The organism is Nocardiopsis protaetiae, from assembly GCF_045446735.1.
GTDB classification, from domain to species: Bacteria; Actinomycetota; Actinomycetes; order Streptosporangiales; family Streptosporangiaceae; genus Nocardiopsis; species Nocardiopsis protaetiae.
Genome location: NZ_JBJJBV010000063.1, coordinates 1 through 17,019 on the forward strand (window position 1 = coordinate 1; position 17,019 = coordinate 17,019).

A 17,019-nucleotide genomic window follows, 5' to 3' on the forward strand; every position below is an offset into this window, starting at 1 on the left:
AGGAGACGCGGACACGGTGGCCGCCGAGGAAGGGCACGGTGAAGGACGGCCCCCGCGCCCACGGATGGCGGGCGAAGCCCCGGTAGTCGCCGCGGGTGAGCCCGGGGCCGTAGAACTCCCCCCGGGCCTCGCGCGGAACGCCGAGTTCGAGGTGCAGTGCCCAGAAAGCGCGCTTGAACAGGAACGCTCTGTTCTGTCCGTCATCGTCCACGGAGCCATCATGCCGACCGGCACGGGCACCCGTGACGTCATGTCATGGGGGCGGCCGGGCAAATGTCATGGCGGGTCGGTGACGCGGCGCCACTGCCGGGCGGGCGGCGTCGCGGGTGGGATGGGGGTGTGCCCGGGACCGCGGGCGGGGCGCCCGACACGGCCGTGTCCGTGCGGGTCCGCGGGTCCCGGGCCACCCCTACCGAGGAGGTTCCCACCATGTCCAGCACCCGACACGACCCGCGGTCGCCGGTCGGCGGAAGGTACCGGGAGATCCCGGGCTGGCCCGAGGTCATCGCCGGGCTGGCCGCCCTGTCCGCCGCGGGGGTCGCGCTCACGTTCGTCCCGGCCGACCCCCTGGGCCCGGTGGTCTACGGCCTCGTCGTGGCCGCCTGGTCGGGCCTGGCCGGGCTGTTCGGCTTCGCGGCGGCCGCGTTCCTGCGGGTCCGCTCCCTGGCCGCGTTCAACGTCCGCCGCACCACCTGGCGCTGGATGCTCGCCGGCGCGGCCTGGGGCCTGGCGGCGCTGGTCCTCAAGGCCGGGCTGGTCCTGGCCATCACCGCGCTGACCGGGTACGACGAGAACCCGCAGGGCATGTACTACGACGCGGCGGGCGGGGGCCTGTGGGCCCTCCTCCTGACCTTCCTGTTCCTGGCGGTGCTGACGCCGATCGGCGAGGAGTTCCTGTTCCGCGGCGTCGTCGCCACCGCCCTGCTGCGCTACGGGCCGGTCATCGGCACCGTGGGCAGCGCGGCGGTCTTCGCGCTCTTCCACGGGATCAACATCATCCTGCCCGTGGCGTTCGTGGTGGGCCTGATCGCCGCCGAGGTGATGCGCCGCAGCGGGTCGATCTGGCCCGCGGTGGCCGTCCACGCCGTCAACAACGCGGCCCTGCCGCTGCTGGTCCTGCTCACCGGGGCCACCGGCCCGGCCTGAACGCGGCTCAGCGGTGCGGCGGGTGGGGCGGCCGGGGCGGGTGCCCCTGCCAGGGGCCGGGCTGCGGGAGCGGGCCGGGCCGGTACGGCTGCTGCGGGTGGCCGTACCCCGGCGCCGGCCACTGCTGCGGGGGCTGCTGGCGCGGGTAGGGCTGCCGGTACTGCTGCGGCTGCCGGACCTGTGCCTGCCTCTGGGCGCGGGCCCTGATCTGCTTGGCCCGGGCCCGCGTGACGGCGATCGAGAGGCCGACGAGGGCGAGGAGGAAGGCACCGGCCCCGATCGACCCCAATCCCCCTGAGATCTCGCCGCCGACCAGCATGACCAGGCCCGTTCCCATCGCCATCAGGCTCAGGATGGAGATGACGATCGTACGGACCACGAAGTTGGGAGACAAAGGACCTCCGAAGCAGGGGGCGGGGCGGCCGCGGCGGCCGGTCACGGCAGTGGGATGCGCCGGTCCCCGCGGTGGTTCCCCCCGAATGTCGCGGGCGTCATCCCCCGCCCGGGGACACGTCCGCGGCGGAGATCCGCCAGAAGTCCGCGTAGCGCCCGCCACGGCGCAGCAGCCCCTCGTGGTCGCCCTCCTCCACGATCCGGCCCCCGTCCAGGAACACGATGTGGTCCGCCCCCCGGACGGTGCGCAGCCGGTGGGCCGCCATCACCACCGTCCGGCCCGCCGCCAGGCGCTCGATGCCCTCGTGGACCGCGGCCTCGTTGGCCGGGTCCAGCGCGGAGGTCACCTCGTCCAGCAGCACGACCGGCGCGTCCTTGAGCAGCGCCCGCGCGATCGACACCCGCTGGCGCTCGCCGCCCGACAGCAGCGCGCCGCCCTCGCCCACTTCGGTCGCCCAGCCCTCGGGCAGGCGTTCGACCACCTCGTCCAGCCGCGCCGCGGCCGCCGCCGCCCGCACCTCCGCGGCGGTGGCGCCGGGGCGGCCCAGCCGCACGTTCTCCTCGATCGTCCCGGCGAAGAGGTGCACGTCCTGGAAGACCACGGCGATCCGCTCCATCAGCACCTCCGTGGGGATGGACCGCACGTCCACGCCCCCCAGCCGCACCGCGCCCCCGTCCACGTCGTGGAACCGGGCCACCAGGTGCAGGAGCGTGCTCTTGCCCGCCCCGGACGGCCCGACGACGGCGAGCCGCCGCCCCTGCGGCACCGCCAGGGACACGCCGTCGAGCACCGGACGGTCGCCGTACCCGAAGTCCACGGACGCGAACTCCAGGTCGTGCCGCCGCGGCCGGACCGGTTCCCGGGGCTCGGGCAGCGGTTCGGTGCGCAGCACCGCGTCGAGCCGGTCCAGTTCGGCGCGCGCGGCGCGCAGCTGCCCGCCCAGGTCCGACAGCGACAGCAGCGGGTCGGCGCAGCGGGCGGCCAGGATCAGGACGGCCAGCACCTCCGCCGCCCCGATGTCCCCGCCGAGCGCCAGGTACGCGCCCAGGGCCAGTACCGCGGTGAACGCCACCTGCACGGTCAGGGCCAGGCCCACGACACCGGGCAGCGCCGACACCAGCGAGCGGTGGGACGCGCGCCGGATCCCGCGCAGCGCCCCGTCCAGGGCCCGGAAGCGCTCGGTGCCCCGGCCCCCGGCCCGCAGCACCGGCTGGGCGCCGAGGTATTCGATCACCCACCCGGTGGCCTCGTGGTCCCGCGCGGCGCGCTCGGCGTCGGCGGCGGCCATCGCGCGCCCCGTCCTCGCCTGGACCGCCGCCACGACCGGCACGGCGGCCGCCGCGGCCAGCCCCATCCGCCAGTCGAAGGCGAGCATCACGACGACGATCGTCAGGGGTGTCGCGCAGGCGGTCAGGAACGGCGCCAGCAGGTGCGCGATCACGCCCATCGCCTGGAGCACACCGCGCCCGGCCAGCCCGGACACCTCGCCGACCCGGTCCGCGGTGTACCAGCCGACGGGCAGCCGGGCCAGCCGGTCGCCGAGCCGGCGGTACATCCCGCGCAGCAGCTTGGTCCCGGCCCGGAACCCGGACAGGTCGCCGAGGTAGCGCAGGACCGCGTACCCGGCGACCGCGGCGCCGAACGCCGCCAGCCAGGGCAGGGCCCCGCCGGGGTCGTCCCCGAACAGCACCCGCAGCACCGGGACCAGCAGGGCGCAGGCCAGGCCCTCGGCCACCGCGGCGGCCGTCATCAGCGCGATGGCGCGCCGCACCGGTCGTGCGTACTCGTCACCGAGTACGCGCAGCAGCATCCGGATCATCGGGTCGTGCCTCCCCGCACCACGTCGTTCGCGTCGTCCGTCTCGCCCGCAGCGGCCGATCCCGTCGCTTCCTCGGAAGCGGGCCGGTGGGACCTCCAGAACGCGGCGAACCGGCTGCCCCGGGCCATCAGCTCGGCGGGTGCCCCCTGTTCGACGACCTCCCCGCCCTCCAGCAGCACGACGGTGTCGGCGTTGGCGATCGTCTCCGGCCGGTGGGCGATGACCAGGACCGTCCGATCGCCCCCGCGCGAGGTCAGGGCGCGGCGCACCGCCCGCTCGGTCCTCGGGTCGGCGAACGCGGTCGCCTCGTCGAGCACCAGGACGGGGGTGTCGGCGAGCAGCGCGCGGGCGATCGCGATCCGCTGCGCCTCGCCGCCCGACAGCCCGGCCTCCTCGCCCAGCACTGTCTCGTATCCGCGCGGCAGCGCCAGGACGCGTTCGTGGATCTCCGCCGCCCGGGCGGCGCGCACCACGTCCTCGCGATCGGCCCGCGGCACCGCCAGCGCGATGTTGTCCGCGACCGAGGCGCGCAGCAGGCGCGTGTCCTGGAAGACGAAGGAGACCTTCCGGTACAGCTCCCGGCCGTCGATCTCCCGCAGGTCGACCCCGCCCAGGGTGACCGAGCCGCCGGTCGGGTCGAAGAACCGCGGCAGCAGCCGGACCAGCGTGGACTTGCCGCCGCCGGACGGCCCGACCACCGCGGTGACCGTCCCGGGTTCGAGCACCAGGTCGACCCCCCGCAGTACCTCGCGGCCGTCCCCGTAGCCGAACCGGACCCCGCGCAGCTCCACCCGGTGGCCCCGGGGCGCGACGGGGTGCGCGGGCTCGGGGAGCGGCGGCACCGCCAGCACCTCCCGGATCCGGCCGACCGCGCGCCGGGCGGCCTGGAGGTCGTCGAACCCGTGGCCCAGGGCCGCCACCGGGGCGGCCAGGCCGGGGCCCAGCAGCAGGAAGGGCGGCAGGTCCGCCGGGGCCATCGCGCCGGTCGTGATCAGCACCGTGCCGCCGATCAGTACGGCCAGCAGCACGAACGGCGGCGACAGCGCCAGCTGCATGCCCGCGGCGACCACGGAGAGGTTGCGCACCATGCGGAAGAACGAGGTGGTGAAGTCGTCCACGGCCCGCAGGAACCCGCGGTGGGCGCGCTCCCCGCCGCCGAACACCTTGACCACCGCGATGCCCCGGACGAACTCCACGGCGGCGTCCGCGATCCGCCCCTGCGCGGCGTCGAACTCCTCCTGCTCGCGCAGCCGGGCGGGGGTCATCATCAGCGGCACCAGCGCCACCGCCAGCAGCACCGGGATCAGGGTGACCAGGGTGAGCCGCCAGTCCACGGTGAACAGGTAGGCCAGCGCCGCCAGCGGGACCACGAACGCGGAGACGAGCTCCCCGGGAGCGTGGGCGATGAACGGGTGCACGGCGCCCACGTCCTCGCCGACCACCTTGGCCAGTTCGCCGGTCCGGCGCCGGGAGAGCCAGCCGATCGGCGCCCGCCCCAGCCGCGCGGCCAGCCGTCGGCGCAGCGCCAGTTGCAGCCGGACGTCGACCAGGTGCCCGATCCCGGACGAGGCGGCCGTGAACACCAGCCGGACGAACAGCCCGGCCGCGCCCACGACGACGGCGGCCCGGACCTGGTCCGGGTCGGGCGGCCCCGGCGCGAGCAGGGCGCGGCCCAGCTCGACCACCGCCAGCAGCGGGGCCAGCCCGGCCAGGGCCCCGACGACCTGGAGAACCACCACGGCGGCGAAGCCGCCCGCGTAGGGGCGCAGCAGCCCGCCCGGGTCCCCGGCCTTCGCGGACCCGCCTACTGCGGACCCGCTTGCCGCGGATCCCCCCGCCGTGGACTCGCTCGCCGTGGGCCCACCCGCCGTGGGCCCGTCCGCCTTCCCGGCGGCCTCAAGGGCGGTCATCGCCGCTCCACCCCCGCCGGCCGGGCCGTCGGGTGCAGCCGCCCCCGCAGGAAGGCGAGGATCTCGCGGCGCGCCGACCGGGCCTGCGGCACCAGGCCGGGCATGCTGACGAACCCGTGGACGGCCCGCGGGTAGCGGGCCAGGCGGGCGTCGTTGCCGGCCTCTCGGAGCCGCTCGGCGTAGCGGGCACCATGGTCGGCGACGGGGTCCAGGTCGCCGGTCACCACCAGCGTCGGCGGTAGGCCGGACAGGTCCTCGGACTTCAGCGGGGAGACGCCGCGCGGGTCCAGGTCCGCTGGCAGGCTCAGCCGGGCGGCCGTGCGCCACTGGGACAGGGAGAGCCCGGGCTGCCCCGCGTTGGCGGCGACCGAGGGGTGGTCGGCCCTGGTCTCCGTCCAGTCCGTGACCGGGTAGGCCAGCACCTGGGCGTGCACAGCGGGACCGCCCTCGCGGGAGCGCAGCGCGAGCAGCGCGGCGATGGTGCCACCGGCGCTCTCGCCCAGGACCGCGACGGCCCCGGGGTCCACGCCCCAGGCCTCGGGCTCGTCGAGGATCCGGGCGAGCGTGTCGTGGCCGTCCTCGATCGGCCGCGGCAGCGGGTGCTCGGGGGCCAGGCGGTACTCCACCCCCACGACCACCGCCGGGCAGCGGGCCGCCAGATGGCTGTTGATCCAGTCGTTCTGCGCGGCGGTGCCGACGAGGAAGCCGCCGCCGTGGAACGACAGGACCAGCGGCAGCCGCGTACCGGCGTTCCGGGGCCGGTGCACGCGCAGGGTCAGGCCGCGGCCCGGAAGGTCGAGGGTGCGCTCCTCGATGTGCGCGCGGCGGTCCGGGAACCCGGTGACGACCCGCAGCGCGCGCGATGCCCGCTGCCGGTTGGTCCTGTGCCGCGCGGCGATCACCTGGTCGTCGGTGAGCGCGTCCCAGTCGGTGGTGTCCCTGGCGAGGATCCGGGCGCCCAGGGGGGCCGTTCCGTTCATGTCGCGTCCTCTCGGATCAATTACGCTACTTCGAGTAGCGTAATTGGCAAGATAGCCTGACCCGGTGCAGAAATCCACTCCGGCCGGGCGTCCGCGCTCGGACCTGAACGCGACCGTCTTCGCGGCCACCCTGCGCTCGGTGCGGGAACTGGGCTACACGGGCGCCACGATGGACCGCATCGCGGCCGCCGCGGGGGTCGCCAAGACGACGCTCTACCGCCGGTGGCCCTCCAAGGGCGCGCTGATCGTGGACTGCCTGCTCGACGCGATCGGCCTGGTGCCGCTGGAGGGGGACACCCGGGACGCGATGCTGGAGACGGCCGTCCGCTGGGCCGCGGACAGGATCGGCGAGCCCGGGGTGGGCGCGGCGTTCGCGGGGGTGTTCAGCGAGGCCATCAACGACCCGGAGCTGCGCGAACTCCTGAACACGCGCTTCCAGGCGCCGTACCTGGCCGTGCTCCGGGAGGCGCTGCACGAGCCGGACCAGCGGATCCTGCTCGTCGTCGACGTGATCGCGGGGACCCTGCTCCACCGCTTGGGCATCAGCGGCCGGCCGATGGTCGAGGCCGACGTCGAGGCGCTGATCGCGATGGTGCAGAGCGCCCTGCGCTGATCGGCCGCCCGCGGGCACCCGCCCCGCCCCACCCCGGTCCGGAACGGCCTATGATTCCGGCCATGGCATCTCCGGGAGAGGACACGGCGGTCGTGGTCGACGACAAGCGGATCGTGCGCGGCGACACCCGCCGCACCGCGATCCTGGCGGCCGCCACCCGCGAGTTCGGGCGCAAGGGGTACGAGAGCGCGCGGATCGCCGACATCGCCCGCGCGGCCGGGGTGACCGACGCCGGCGTCCTGCACCACTTCCCGCGCAAGAAGGACCTGTTCCTCGCCGTCGTCGAGCTGCGCGAGGACGCCTACCGCGAGCTGTACCTCCGCGAGATCACCACCGTCCGCGACCTGTGCGACGGGCTGGTCGCCGCGGTCCGCCGGGCCGCGCAGGACCCGGACCTGGTCCGCTTCCGCCGGATGCTCACCGGTGCGGCGGGCATCGAGGGGCATCCCATCGAGGGCCGCCACCGGCGCAACCTCGAACGCGCCCTGGAGGCGTTCGTCCCGGTCGTGCGGGGCGGGGTCGAGTCCGGCGAACTGGTCGCGGACACCGACCCCGAGCGGACCGTCCTGGAGCTGCTGGCCCTCAACGAGGGCATCCGCGACCAGTGGCTCACCCTCCCCGAGCGCATCGACTACGTCGGGACCTTCGAAGCCGCCGTGGACGCCCTCTACGGCCGCATCGCCGCCCACACCGGGCACGCCCCGCCCGACTGAGATCCCCCGATGGGCGGCCGGTGTTCGGCCGCCCGCCGCCGACGCGCCCGCCGACCACGGTCCGGCCGATGTTCGGCCGCTCACCGCCGACGCGTCCGCCGCCGACGCGTCCGCCGCCCGGCCGCCCGGCGGCCCGTTCCTCCGACGGGGCCCGGGCGCCGGGCGGATAGGCATCCGCTCGCCGAGCGGCTCAGGCGGCCGCCAGCAGCCGTCCGCGCAGCCGCTCCAGCCCCTCCGCGTCCAGGCCGTGCGCCGTCAGGTACCCGGCCGCGCCGCCGTACCGGGCGTCCAGCCGCTCGAACACCCGCTCCATCACCGGGGCCGGGCTGCTCACGACCAGCGCCTCGATCTCCGGCGTGATCTCCAATCCCAGGCCGCGCACGGAGGCGAGCATCCCCTCGGCCCAGGCGCCGCCCAGCCGCGACTCGCTGAGCGCGTAGTCGGCGATGACCGCCTCCCGCTCCACGCCCACCGCGTCCAGCAGCAGTGCCACGGCCAGCCCCGTGCGATCCTTGCCTGCCGTGCAGTGCACCAGGACGGCGCCGCCGGTGTCGGCGACCAGGCGGGCGATGCGCACGAACGCCTCCCCGGCCGTGTCCAGCAGGCCCGCGTAGACCTCGTCCAGCGTCGGCACGGCGGTCAGCGACTCTGCCGACCCCTCCAGCAGGGGCAGCCGCACGGTGGCCGGGTGCACCCCCGGGTCCCTGGCGACCTCGTACTCGGCGCGCAGGTCGACCACCAGCGCGAAGTCGTCGCGCAGTACCCCGGCTCCGGCCCCGGTCAGCGAGGCGGGTCCGGCGGAGCGGCACAGCACCCCGGCCCGGACGGTGGCGGTCGGGGTCCGCAGGCCGCCGACGTCGCGGAAGTTGACGAGGCCTTCGGGGACGCGGACGAGAGTTCCGGTCATGGGGTGGTGTCCTCACTGTTCGCGGGCGCGCTCTCGGATCGCGCGCCCTCGGATGGGGTCGAGGGGGTGGCCGAAGGGGCGGGGGAGGGGGCCGGGGCGGCGGTCTCCGGGGCGCGCCGCAGGACCGGCCGCAGTCCGGGCAGCACCGCCAGCGACAGCAGCACCGCGACCGCCCCGGCCAGGTAGAGCGACGCGTAGTTGTTCTCGTGCCCGGTCACCGGGTCCGGCCCGCCCACCGCGAGGGCCAGCGGCGCGAGCGCGGGGGCGACCGACTGCGGGATGGTCTTGGCGAGGTTGAAGATGCCGAGGAACTTGCCCTCCTGGCCGGCCGGCAGGGTCCGCATGACCAGCGCGAGGTCGATCGAGTAGTACACGCCCAGCGCGAAGCCCGCGATCACCGTGCTCGCCCAGAACACCGAGAGGTCGCCGGTGTAGGCCTTCATCAGCAGCGACACCGCCATGGCCGCGGTCGCCGCGACGATGAACGGGCCGTAGTTTCCCCGCCGCGAGGCCAGGTACCCGCAGGCGAAGGCGGCCGCGGTGTTCAGCCCCGCCCCGGCGACCGTCGCCATCGAGGTCAGGGACACGGCCTCGCCCTGCGCCATCCCCAGGCGTTCGATCAGGTAGAAGAGCCCGAACGTGCCCACGATCGTGTACCCGAACTGCATCACGCACCGCTGGACCCACACGAGCGAGAACCGCGGCACCCGCAGCGGGTTGAACAGGAACGCCCGGAACACGTCCCCGATCCCGCCCGCCCGGGTCGCCGCCCTGCCCCCACTCGCGGTGACGGGGACGTCCGGCACAACGGCGCAGACCGCCACCACGACCGCCAGCGAGACCAGCGGCATCGCCAGCATGACCACGGCCAGGTTCTCGGCGAACACCGCCGCGATCAGCATCGCCGGGACCAGGCCCAGGAACCCGAAGGCGCCGAACACCCCGGACGCCTTGGCCCGCTGCTCCTCGGGGACCTGGTCGGCCAGCATCGCGTTGAGCGCCGCCAGCGAGGCGTTGTACCCGGCCTGGCCGAGCACCCAGGCCGCGGCCAGCCAGCCGACACCCGGCGCGAGCAGCATGAGGACCGCGCTCACCGCGCCCAGGACCGCCCCGGAGACGATCCACGGCCGGCGCCGGCCGAACCGGGAGCGGGTGCGGTCGGAGAGGTGGCCCCAGACCGGGTTCGAGACCAGGGCGGTGACCGCTCCGGCCGTGGTGACCAGGGCGAGTGAGGCCTCCTTGGACTCCGGGGCGATCTCCAGGACCTTGAGGGAGAGCGAGATGACGAGCGCCGTGGCCAGGGGGCCGAGCGAGGCGAGCTCGACCAGGGCCAGCAGGTAGATGCGCGACATCGGGACGCGCGCCGGCGGGCGCGCCGACGGGTGTGCCGGCGGGCGGGCAGGGGGACTGGGCGGGGTGGGCGGCACGGCGGGATCCCTTCGGACCGGGGGTGAACTGCGACCGGGCACCGGAGCGCCCGCCGCGAGCGTAGGGACTCCGACCGGACCCGGAGTTGAATACCTAGTGGCGACTAGGTAATACCTAGTGAATACTAGGTCTTCGGGGTCCGATCCCGCTAGGGTGAGCGCATGTCCACCATCGAGACCCCTGCCCCCGCGCCCTCCGCGACCACCCCGCACCCATTCTCACCTGCGGTGGAGTCCCTCCTCTCCAGGATGACCGTGCAGGAGAAGGCGGGTGCCCTCCTCGTCGCGCGGGTCACCGTCAACCCGGACGGGACCCCCTGGGAGGGCACGGACGACGAGTCCCCGTTCGGCTTCACCCCGACCACCGAACTGCTCCTGGACCGCCACGTCCGGGCCTTCGGGCTGATGAACGCGCCCGGCGTCCGGGAGCTGGTCCGCTGGGGCGAGGCCGTCCGGGCCATCGCCGCCCGCTCGGGTTCGGGCGTTCCGCTCACGGTCGGGTCGGACCCCACCCACGGCCGCGGGCGCAACGTCCAGACCAGCCAGAGCGGCGGCGGCTTCAGCACCCTGACCGAGCCCCTGGGCCTGGCCGCCACCCACGACCCCGACCTGGTCGAGGAGGTCGCCCGGATGATGGCGGCCGAGCTGCGCGCGGTCGGCGTCCACATCGCCGTGCACCCCATGGCCGACCTGGCCACCGAGCCCCGCTGGGCACGCGTGGCCGGGACCTTCGGGGAGGACCCCGCCCACGCGGCCGCGATGACCCGGGCCTTCGTCCGCGGGCTCCAGAGCGGCGGCGCGCACCAGCGCGTGCTGGCCACGGCCAAGCACTTCCCCGGCGGCGGGCCGCAGCAGGGCGGCGAGGACGCCCACTTCGAGCGCGGCGCGCACACGGTCTACCCCGGCGGCCGGTTCGAGGACCACCTGCTGCCGTTCGCCGCCGCGATCGGTGAGGGCGTCGCGATGATGATGCCCGGCTACGCCGCGCCGCTGGGCCTGGACCACGACGAGGTCGGCTTCGCCTTCCAGCGCACGGTCATCACCGACCTGCTGCGCGACCGGCTGGGCTTCGACGGGACCGTGGTGACGGACTTCAACATCGTGACGGGCATGCGCCTGCCCCGGCTGGGGATCGAGCTCCCGGTGCGCGCCTGGGGCCTGCTGGACCTGCCCCCGGTCGAACGCGTCGCGCGCCTGTTCGAGGCCGGGGTCGACCAGCTCGGCGGGGAGGACGACCCGGCGCTCGTCCTGGAGGCGCTGGACCGCGGCCTGGTCACCGAGGAGCGGTTGGACGCCTCCGTCCGGCGGGTGCTCCGGGACAAGGAGCGCCTGGGCCTGCTCGACGACCCGGCGGCCGGGACGGCCGACCCCGAGCAGGTCCGGGAGCGCGTCGCCACCCCGGCGAACCTCGCGCTGGCCCGCCGGGCGCAGGCGGCGTCCGTCGTCGCCCTGACCGGCGGCACCGTCCGCCTCGGGCCGGACGTGCGCGTCTACGCCGAGGGTGTGGACCGCGAGGTCCTGGCCCGCTACGCGGTGCCGGTGGACAACGCGGAGGAGGCCGACCTCGCGATCCTGCGGCTGGCCGCGCCCTTCGACCCCCAACCGGAGGGGACCCTGGAGGCCGCCTTCCACTCCGGGAGCCTGGAGTTCCCGGAGGAGACCGTCCGGCACGTGCGGCGCCTGGCCGGGACCGTCCCGGTGGTCGTCGACGTGTTCCTGGAGCGCGCCGCCGTGCTGACCCCGTTCGCCGCGCTGCCCGGGGTGACGCTGGTGGGCACGTTCGGGGTCGACGACGACGTGCTGCTCGACGCCGTGTCCGGGCGGGCGGAGGTGTCCGGGCGGCTGCCCTTCGACCTGCCCCGCTCCGACGCGGCCGTCGCCGCGGCGCGCGAGGACGTGCCGTTCGACACGGCCGACCCGCTCTTCCGGTTCGGCCACGGGCTGCGCCTGCCCGCCCGCCGCCCCTGAGCCGACCGGCCCGGGACGGACGGCGCTGTGTCTGGACGGCACCGTGCCTGCGGGTTCTCGGGCCCGCCGGATTTCGGGGCGACCGGTTCTTCGGACCGAACGTGTCCTCCGGCCGGGGTCAGATCCAGCCGTGCTCGGCGGCGATCCGCGCGGCCTCGTGCCGGTTCGACGCGTGGAGCTTGCCGATGGCGGAAGCGAGGTGGTTGCGCACGGTCCCCCGGGACAGCGACACCCGTCGGGCGATCTCCTCGACGGGTGCCCCGTCCCGCGCCAGGGCCAGGACGTCGGACTCGCGCGGACTCAGCGGGGAGTCGCCCGCGCTGATCGCCTCGGCGGCCAGCACCGGGTCGACGTACCGGCCGCCGGCGGCGACATCGCGCACGACCTGGGCGAACGTGCGGGAGGAGACGGTCTTGGGCAGGAATCCGCGCACCCCCGCGGCCAGTGCCGACTTCAGGTACCCCGGGCGCCCGTGCGAGGTCACGATGACGCAGCGGCAGTCGGGCAGCTCGGCCGCGAGCCGCCGGGCCACCTCGATGCCGTCGGGCGCGGGCAGCTGGAGGTCGAGCAGGGCCACGTCGGGGCGCACCCGCAGGGCCGTCGCCAGCGCCTCGTCGCCCGAGGCCGCCAGGCCCACGATCTCGAAGTCGTCCTCCAGGTCGAGCAGCCCGGCGATGGCGTCGCGGATGAGGTGTTCGTCGTCGGCGACGAGGATGCGGGTCATGCGGGGTCCTCCTCCGGGAGCGGGATCGTGGCGTCGAGCAGGAACCGGTCCCCGTCGCGGCGCGCGGTGACGCGTCCGCCGAGCGCGCCGATCCGCTCGGACATGGCGCGCAGGCCCGTCCCGTCCCCGGCGTCGGTCCCGGCGTCGGTCCCGGCATCTGCGTCGGCGTCGGAGCCGGTGGCGGACACGCCGTCGTTCGTGATGGTCAGGCGCGCCCGGCCGTCCCCGACCGCGGTCGTCAGCGAGACCCGGGTCGCCTCCGAGTGCCGCAGCAGATTGGTGACACCCTCGCGGACGACCCACCCGAAGGCCTCGGCGCAGGGTTCGGGCACCGGGTCGCCCTCCACCGTGGAGACGATGCCCGCGGACGCCGGCAGCGACCGCGCGCCCGACACCTCGTCGTCCCAGGTGGTGCGCAGTTCGCCGCGCACGACGCGGCGGACCTCGGTGCCCGCCTCCTCGGCGATCCGCCGGATCTCGCCGAGCTCGCGGGCCGCGTGCTCACCGCGGCCGCGGTCGACGAGCTCCGACGCGAGCGCGCTCTTGACCGAGATGGCGGCCAGGCTCCGGCCGAACACGTCGTGCAGGTCGCGCGCGATGCGCAGCCGCTCGTCGGCGAGCACCAGCCGGGCGCGGTCCTCGTGCGCCGTCTGGAGTTCGCGCAGCACCCACAGCGTCCACGCACCCAGCCAGCAGATCCACAGGGCGAGGGTGATCACGACCGCCCCGGCCGCCCAGAGCGCCGGGTCCCGGACGCCCAGGAGCGGGACGGCCAGGGCGAGGAGTGCCGCGTTGAGCAGCAGGACCCGGCGCGCGTCGAGGGCGGGTGCGAAGCTCGCGGCGGCCGAACCGATCGCCGCCGCGACCGTCACGCCCATCGCGGGCAGGGGGACCACGAAGGCCACGGCGACGAAGGCCCCCAGGACCACCACCCACGCGATCACGCCGGCGGCGGGGAGCCGCCGCGCGCGCCCGACGATGGTGTCCATGCTCCACCGGGTGACGAGGACGTTCCCGCTGACCAGGGCCAGGCACAGCACGGCCGCCGCGCCCCACAGGATGACGGAGGGCGCGGCGGCGGGCCGGCCGGCCTCGACCATGCTCCGCAGCAGGGTTCCGACCGGGATCGAGACGGCCAGGTAGGAGGACCAGCGCGCGTAGGCCTCGAACCTGCGTGCGCCGATCAGCGGCCAATCGCTCATGCCCCTCATTCTGCCCGGGGGACCCGGGAGGGCCGTGCCTCCCCGGGGGTCAGGGCCGGCCCCGTCCCGCGGGTGCGCAGCCACACCACCGCCGCGATCGCGAGGACGACGGCGCTGGGGATGAGTACGGCGGGGGACAGGGTGCCCGCCGACCGCTCCAGCGCGGCCCCCTGGTCGGCGTGCAGGACGTTGAGGAGGAGGGCGGTGAGCGTGTTGTTCAGGGCGTGGATGACGACCGCGATCTCCAGGCCTCCGGTGCGCCAGGTGATGACGGCGAAGGCGACGCCGAGAGAGAGGCACCAGACGTTGAACCACGGGTCGGCCGAGAGGTGCACGGCAGCGAACACCACGCTGGAGACGGCGGTGCCGAGGACCAGACCCGTGCGCGGTCCGCGGCCCCAGCTCCCGGCGACCCGGAAGACGAGTCCGCGGAAGCCGTACTCCTCCCCGGCCGCCTGGAGGGGCGTGAACAGCAGGGCGGAGGCGAAGATGGCGACCAGGTAGGCCGACGAGAACTCCCCCTGCTCCACGGGCAGGAAGTGCAGGCCGATGAGCGAGACGCTCAGCCAGACGGGACCGATGATCAGGAGCGCCCGGCCGAAGACGTCGAACCGGAAGCCCGACAGCACGGAGTGCAGCGAGGCGCCCCGGACCCCGTAGAGCCACCGCTGGACGAGCATGCTCCACGGGACGAGCAGGGCGATCGAGACCAGGTTGGAGGCGTGGTAGAGCGGTGTGAAGTCGGTGCCGCCCAGGGTCGGCGGGGTCCGGCCCAGCCGCACATCGATGAGGCCGGTGGCCACGGAGATGGCGATGTTGAAGGCGTACATCCCGCCCACCACCAGCGCGATCGCGAGGATGCCGCGTCCGATGCGGCGCTCCTCCCCGGCCAGGACGCGGTGGTACTCCACTCCGGGCGGGGCCGGGCGCGGTCCTCGGCGCAGTGGTCGCGGGGCGGGCGGGGGGAGGTGGCGGACGTCGTTGTGGTTCATGCTTCGAACGTAGGCCGGAGCCGGGGCGTTACCCAGTGTCACGGATCATGGGCTTCCTCCCCGTTCCGCGCGGTGCGGCCATGACCTATGTCATGGGTCCCGGGCGGGTCTCCGCATCACCGGCGGCGTAGCCCGTCACACCCGGTCCAGCGCCGCGGCCACCTCCTCGGCCGCCCGCTCGCCCGAGGCGACGGCCCCCTCCAGGTATCCCGCGTGCTCGGCGGCGGTCTCCGCGCCCGCCCAGTGGACGCCGCCGACCGGGGCGGACGGCAGGGGCGGCAGGCCCTCGGCGGTCCCCGGCTCCGGCAGCGCGATGTACCCGCCCCCGGCGTGCTCGTCGAGGTGCCAGGCCTTCTCGTGCCAGCTCTCCGGTTCCAGGACCCCCGACCCCAGGTGCGGGACCAGCGGGGCGAGCAGCGCCCGGCGGCGTTCGGCCTCCTCCCGGGCACTGAACCCGCGCGCCCGCGGACCCCCGACGAGGACGCACAGGTGGCCCGGCCCGCCGGGCGGTGTGGTGTCGAAGACGGTGCGGCCGGGCCCGTCCAGGAAGATGAGCTCGCCGCCGCCCCGCTCCCGCCAGAACGGCCGCTCGTAGACCGCGATCGCCTTGTGGACCGAGCCCATGTAGGTGTTCCGCTCCAGCGCGGTCCGCGCGGGCGGCAGCGCGGGCTCGTGGGCGATGCGCGCGGCGACCGGCGGTGGAACGGTGACGACGGCCCGGGCGGCGCGTACCCCGCCAGCCGCGGTCCGCAGGGTGACACCGGTGCCGTCGCGGACGATCGCGTCGACCCGGTGGCCGGTGCGCACCCGCGGTCCGAGTTCGGCGGCCAGCCGATCGACGACCGTCCCCATGCCCTCGACGAGTAGGGAGTCCTGGGCCCCGCCGCGCGTCGCCAGCATGGTCCGCAGCCCGCCCTGTCCGCGGAGTATCCGGAGCATCGCGTGGACGGAGAACCGGTCGGGGTCGGCGGTCCAGGCGACCCCGGCCACCGTTTCGAGCAGCCGCCGCGCGGTGCCGCCCGGGACCCGGCGCAGCCACGCGTCGACCGTCACCGCGTTCCAGCGTTCGGGTGTCCTGACGCGGGCCAGCACCCCGGCGGCGGCCAGGGCGATACCGGCCGGCCACAGCGCCGGGGAGGCGGGCGACACCCGGCGGGACCCGTCGACCAGCCGGGGGAGGGCCCCGGTGCGCATGGGGAACCGGGTGGCGCCCAGCTCCTCGGCCAGGTCCGCGATCCGGTGGTGGCCGCGGCCGATCCACTGCCCGCCCAGGTCCAGCCGGGACCCCAGCGCGGAGGTCTCGGACAGCACGCGGCCGCCGACCCGGTCGGCGGACTCCAGCACGACCACGTCGATGCCGCGGCGGTGCAGGGCGCGGGCGGCGACCAGTCCCGACAGGCCCGCGCCGACGATCGCCACGGTCGCCCGTGTGCCCTCAGGTTTCCGCTCGTGCTCGGTCATGGGTTCTGGGTCCTTCCCCGCCGCCTGAATTCAGTCAGTCGTATGACTTGATTGCAAGGTAGCGGCCCCTGCTCGCGAGGGGCAACCCCCCTTTTGGAAAGGTGACCGGTCACTCCGCCCCGGCCGGGCGGATCCGCGCCACGGCCAGGACCATCTCGACGGCGGTTTCCAGGTCCTCGCGCGAACGCGCCTCGTCGGGATCGCAGGCGTACTGGAGGGTGAGCCCGTCGATGGAGGAGAGGACGAGCCGGGCCAGCCGGTCGTACGGCACCGCGCACACCTCGCCCGCCGCGGCCGCGGCCTCCCGGCACCCCTGGGCCACGATGTCGGTGTAGCGCCGGTACTGCCACCGCGCCAGGTCCGCGTGCCCGGGGGTGCGCAGCATGTAGTTCAGCAGTTCGGACTGCATGATCTGCGTGTCGATCCGGTCGACCACGAGCCGCGACCAGAACGCCTCGAACCCCTGCCGGATCGCGTGCGCCAGCCCCCGGTCGGTCTCGACCGCCTCCGCCAGCAGGTCCGCGGCCTCCTCGACCACGTCCTCGATGACGGCCTTGAGCAGCAGTTCCTTGGAGGGGAAGACGTACTGGAGCGTGCCCAGGGGGACACCGGCCTCGGCCGCGACCGCCCGCAGGGAGGCACCCGCGACACCCCCGCGCGCCATCGCCCGCCGCGCCGCCGCCACGAACTGCCTGCTGCGCACCGACGCCTCGACGTACGGCATCCGCGTCCTCCCCCTCGTGGGCCCGCCCCCGGTCCGCGC

General features: G+C 75.3%; 16 protein-coding genes. 4 read left to right on the top strand and 12 right to left on the bottom strand.

Features of this window, described 5'->3' with window-relative positions; translation table 11 throughout:
* Positions 1-211 (bottom strand): hypothetical protein (locus ACJOT3_RS12365; protein ID WP_406972083.1); only part of this gene is annotated, 211 nt, incomplete at its 3' end.
* 218 nt (positions 212-429) lie between these two features.
* Between ACJOT3_RS12365 and ACJOT3_RS12370 the strand changes: the two genes are divergently transcribed.
* A complete protein-coding gene (locus ACJOT3_RS12370; protein WP_406972085.1) occupies positions 430-1,146 on the top strand; it encodes a CPBP family intramembrane glutamic endopeptidase in 717 nt (238 codons plus the stop codon).
* 7 nt (positions 1,147-1,153) lie between these two features.
* On the opposite strand, the gene ACJOT3_RS12375 is transcribed toward ACJOT3_RS12370, so the two are convergent.
* From ACJOT3_RS12375 to ACJOT3_RS12390, 4 genes are all read right to left on the bottom strand, one after another.
* Complete coding sequence (locus ACJOT3_RS12375) at positions 1,154-1,525, bottom strand: hypothetical protein (RefSeq protein WP_406972087.1); 372 nt, start codon at positions 1,523-1,525, stop codon at positions 1,154-1,156.
* A 112-nt stretch (positions 1,526-1,637) separates the two neighbouring features.
* Positions 1,638-3,359: an ABC transporter ATP-binding protein gene (locus ACJOT3_RS12380; protein ID WP_406972089.1), complete on the bottom strand. Its 1,722-nt coding sequence runs from the start codon at positions 3,357-3,359 to the stop codon at positions 1,638-1,640.
* Entirely contained in the window at positions 3,356-5,269 is a 1,914-nt protein-coding gene (locus ACJOT3_RS12385) for an ABC transporter ATP-binding protein (protein ID WP_406972091.1), read from the bottom strand. The genes ACJOT3_RS12380 and ACJOT3_RS12385 overlap by 4 nt, the downstream gene beginning before the upstream one ends.
* On the bottom strand, positions 5,266-6,249 hold the full coding sequence (locus ACJOT3_RS12390) for an alpha/beta hydrolase (protein ID WP_406972093.1): 984 nt from the start codon (positions 6,247-6,249) through the stop codon (positions 5,266-5,268). The genes ACJOT3_RS12385 and ACJOT3_RS12390 overlap by 4 nt, the downstream gene beginning before the upstream one ends.
* A gap of 64 nt (positions 6,250-6,313) precedes the next feature.
* On the opposite strand from ACJOT3_RS12390, the gene ACJOT3_RS12395 reads away from it, so the two are divergent.
* On the top strand, positions 6,314-6,862 hold the full coding sequence (locus tag ACJOT3_RS12395; protein WP_406972095.1) for a TetR/AcrR family transcriptional regulator: 549 nt from the start codon (positions 6,314-6,316) through the stop codon (positions 6,860-6,862).
* Positions 6,863-6,924: 62 nt separating this feature from the next.
* The gene (locus ACJOT3_RS12400) at positions 6,925-7,575 is read left to right on the top strand and encodes a TetR/AcrR family transcriptional regulator (RefSeq protein WP_406972097.1); all 651 of its coding nucleotides are present in this window, start codon (positions 6,925-6,927) and stop codon (positions 7,573-7,575) included.
* 190 nt (positions 7,576-7,765) lie between these two features.
* Here ACJOT3_RS12400 and ACJOT3_RS12405 read toward each other — a convergent pair whose 3' ends face one another.
* Both ACJOT3_RS12405 and ACJOT3_RS12410 read right to left on the bottom strand, forming a co-directional pair.
* The gene (locus ACJOT3_RS12405) at positions 7,766-8,482 is read right to left on the bottom strand and encodes a tyrosine-protein phosphatase (protein WP_406972099.1); all 717 of its coding nucleotides are present in this window, start codon (positions 8,480-8,482) and stop codon (positions 7,766-7,768) included.
* Positions 8,479-9,834, bottom strand: a complete 1,356-nt coding sequence (locus ACJOT3_RS12410) for an MFS transporter (protein WP_406972101.1) — start codon at positions 9,832-9,834, stop codon at positions 8,479-8,481. Before ACJOT3_RS12410 ends, ACJOT3_RS12405 begins: the two co-directional genes overlap by 4 nt.
* Positions 9,835-10,071: 237 nt before the next feature.
* On the opposite strand from ACJOT3_RS12410, the gene ACJOT3_RS12415 reads away from it, so the two are divergent.
* The gene (locus ACJOT3_RS12415) at positions 10,072-11,877 is read left to right on the top strand and encodes a glycoside hydrolase family 3 protein (protein WP_406972103.1); all 1,806 of its coding nucleotides are present in this window, start codon (positions 10,072-10,074) and stop codon (positions 11,875-11,877) included.
* A 118-nt stretch (positions 11,878-11,995) separates the two neighbouring features.
* On the opposite strand, the gene ACJOT3_RS12420 is transcribed toward ACJOT3_RS12415, so the two are convergent.
* From ACJOT3_RS12420 to ACJOT3_RS12440, 5 genes are all read right to left on the bottom strand, one after another.
* Positions 11,996-12,601 (bottom strand): response regulator transcription factor, encoded by a 606-nt coding sequence (locus tag ACJOT3_RS12420; RefSeq protein ID WP_406972105.1) that lies wholly within the window; start codon positions 12,599-12,601, stop codon positions 11,996-11,998.
* Positions 12,598-13,803 (bottom strand): sensor histidine kinase, encoded by a 1,206-nt coding sequence (locus ACJOT3_RS12425; RefSeq protein WP_406972107.1) that lies wholly within the window; start codon positions 13,801-13,803, stop codon positions 12,598-12,600. Before ACJOT3_RS12425 ends, ACJOT3_RS12420 begins: the two co-directional genes overlap by 4 nt.
* Before the next feature lie 5 nt (positions 13,804-13,808).
* Entirely contained in the window at positions 13,809-14,795 is a 987-nt protein-coding gene (locus tag ACJOT3_RS12430) for a CPBP family intramembrane glutamic endopeptidase (protein WP_406972109.1), read from the bottom strand.
* 135 nt (positions 14,796-14,930) lie between these two features.
* On the bottom strand, positions 14,931-16,256 hold the full coding sequence (locus ACJOT3_RS12435) for a flavin monoamine oxidase family protein (protein ID WP_406972111.1): 1,326 nt from the start codon (positions 16,254-16,256) through the stop codon (positions 14,931-14,933).
* A 109-nt stretch (positions 16,257-16,365) separates the two neighbouring features.
* The gene (locus tag ACJOT3_RS12440) at positions 16,366-16,980 is read right to left on the bottom strand and encodes a TetR/AcrR family transcriptional regulator (protein ID WP_406972113.1); all 615 of its coding nucleotides are present in this window, start codon (positions 16,978-16,980) and stop codon (positions 16,366-16,368) included.
* Between the last annotated feature and the right edge of the window lie 39 nt (positions 16,981-17,019).

Bases quoted from the DNA above. Each gene is read 5' to 3' on its own strand.
- ACJOT3_RS12415 (WP_406972103.1), top strand. From the start codon at position 10,072: ATGTCCACCATCGAGACCCCTGCCCCCGCGCCCTCCGCGACCACCCCG.
- ACJOT3_RS12425 (WP_406972107.1), bottom strand. From the start codon at position 13,803: ATGAGCGATTGGCCGCTGATCGGCGCACGCAGGTTCGAGGCCTACGCG.
- ACJOT3_RS12370 (WP_406972085.1), top strand. From the start codon at position 430: ATGTCCAGCACCCGACACGACCCGCGGTCGCCGGTCGGCGGAAGGTAC.
- ACJOT3_RS12405 (WP_406972099.1), bottom strand. From the start codon at position 8,482: ATGACCGGAACTCTCGTCCGCGTCCCCGAAGGCCTCGTCAACTTCCGC.
- ACJOT3_RS12435 (WP_406972111.1), bottom strand. From the start codon at position 16,256: ATGACCGAGCACGAGCGGAAACCTGAGGGCACACGGGCGACCGTGGCG.
- ACJOT3_RS12410 (WP_406972101.1), bottom strand. From the start codon at position 9,834: ATGTCGCGCATCTACCTGCTGGCCCTGGTCGAGCTCGCCTCGCTCGGC.
- ACJOT3_RS12390 (WP_406972093.1), bottom strand. From the start codon at position 6,249: ATGAACGGAACGGCCCCCCTGGGCGCCCGGATCCTCGCCAGGGACACC.
- ACJOT3_RS12380 (WP_406972089.1), bottom strand. From the start codon at position 3,359: ATGATCCGGATGCTGCTGCGCGTACTCGGTGACGAGTACGCACGACCG.
- ACJOT3_RS12440 (WP_406972113.1), bottom strand. From the start codon at position 16,980: ATGCCGTACGTCGAGGCGTCGGTGCGCAGCAGGCAGTTCGTGGCGGCG.
- ACJOT3_RS12400 (WP_406972097.1), top strand. From the start codon at position 6,925: ATGGCATCTCCGGGAGAGGACACGGCGGTCGTGGTCGACGACAAGCGG.
- ACJOT3_RS12385 (WP_406972091.1), bottom strand. From the start codon at position 5,269: ATGACCGCCCTTGAGGCCGCCGGGAAGGCGGACGGGCCCACGGCGGGT.
- ACJOT3_RS12420 (WP_406972105.1), bottom strand. From the start codon at position 12,601: ATGACCCGCATCCTCGTCGCCGACGACGAACACCTCATCCGCGACGCC.
- ACJOT3_RS12430 (WP_406972109.1), bottom strand. From the start codon at position 14,795: ATGAACCACAACGACGTCCGCCACCTCCCCCCGCCCGCCCCGCGACCA.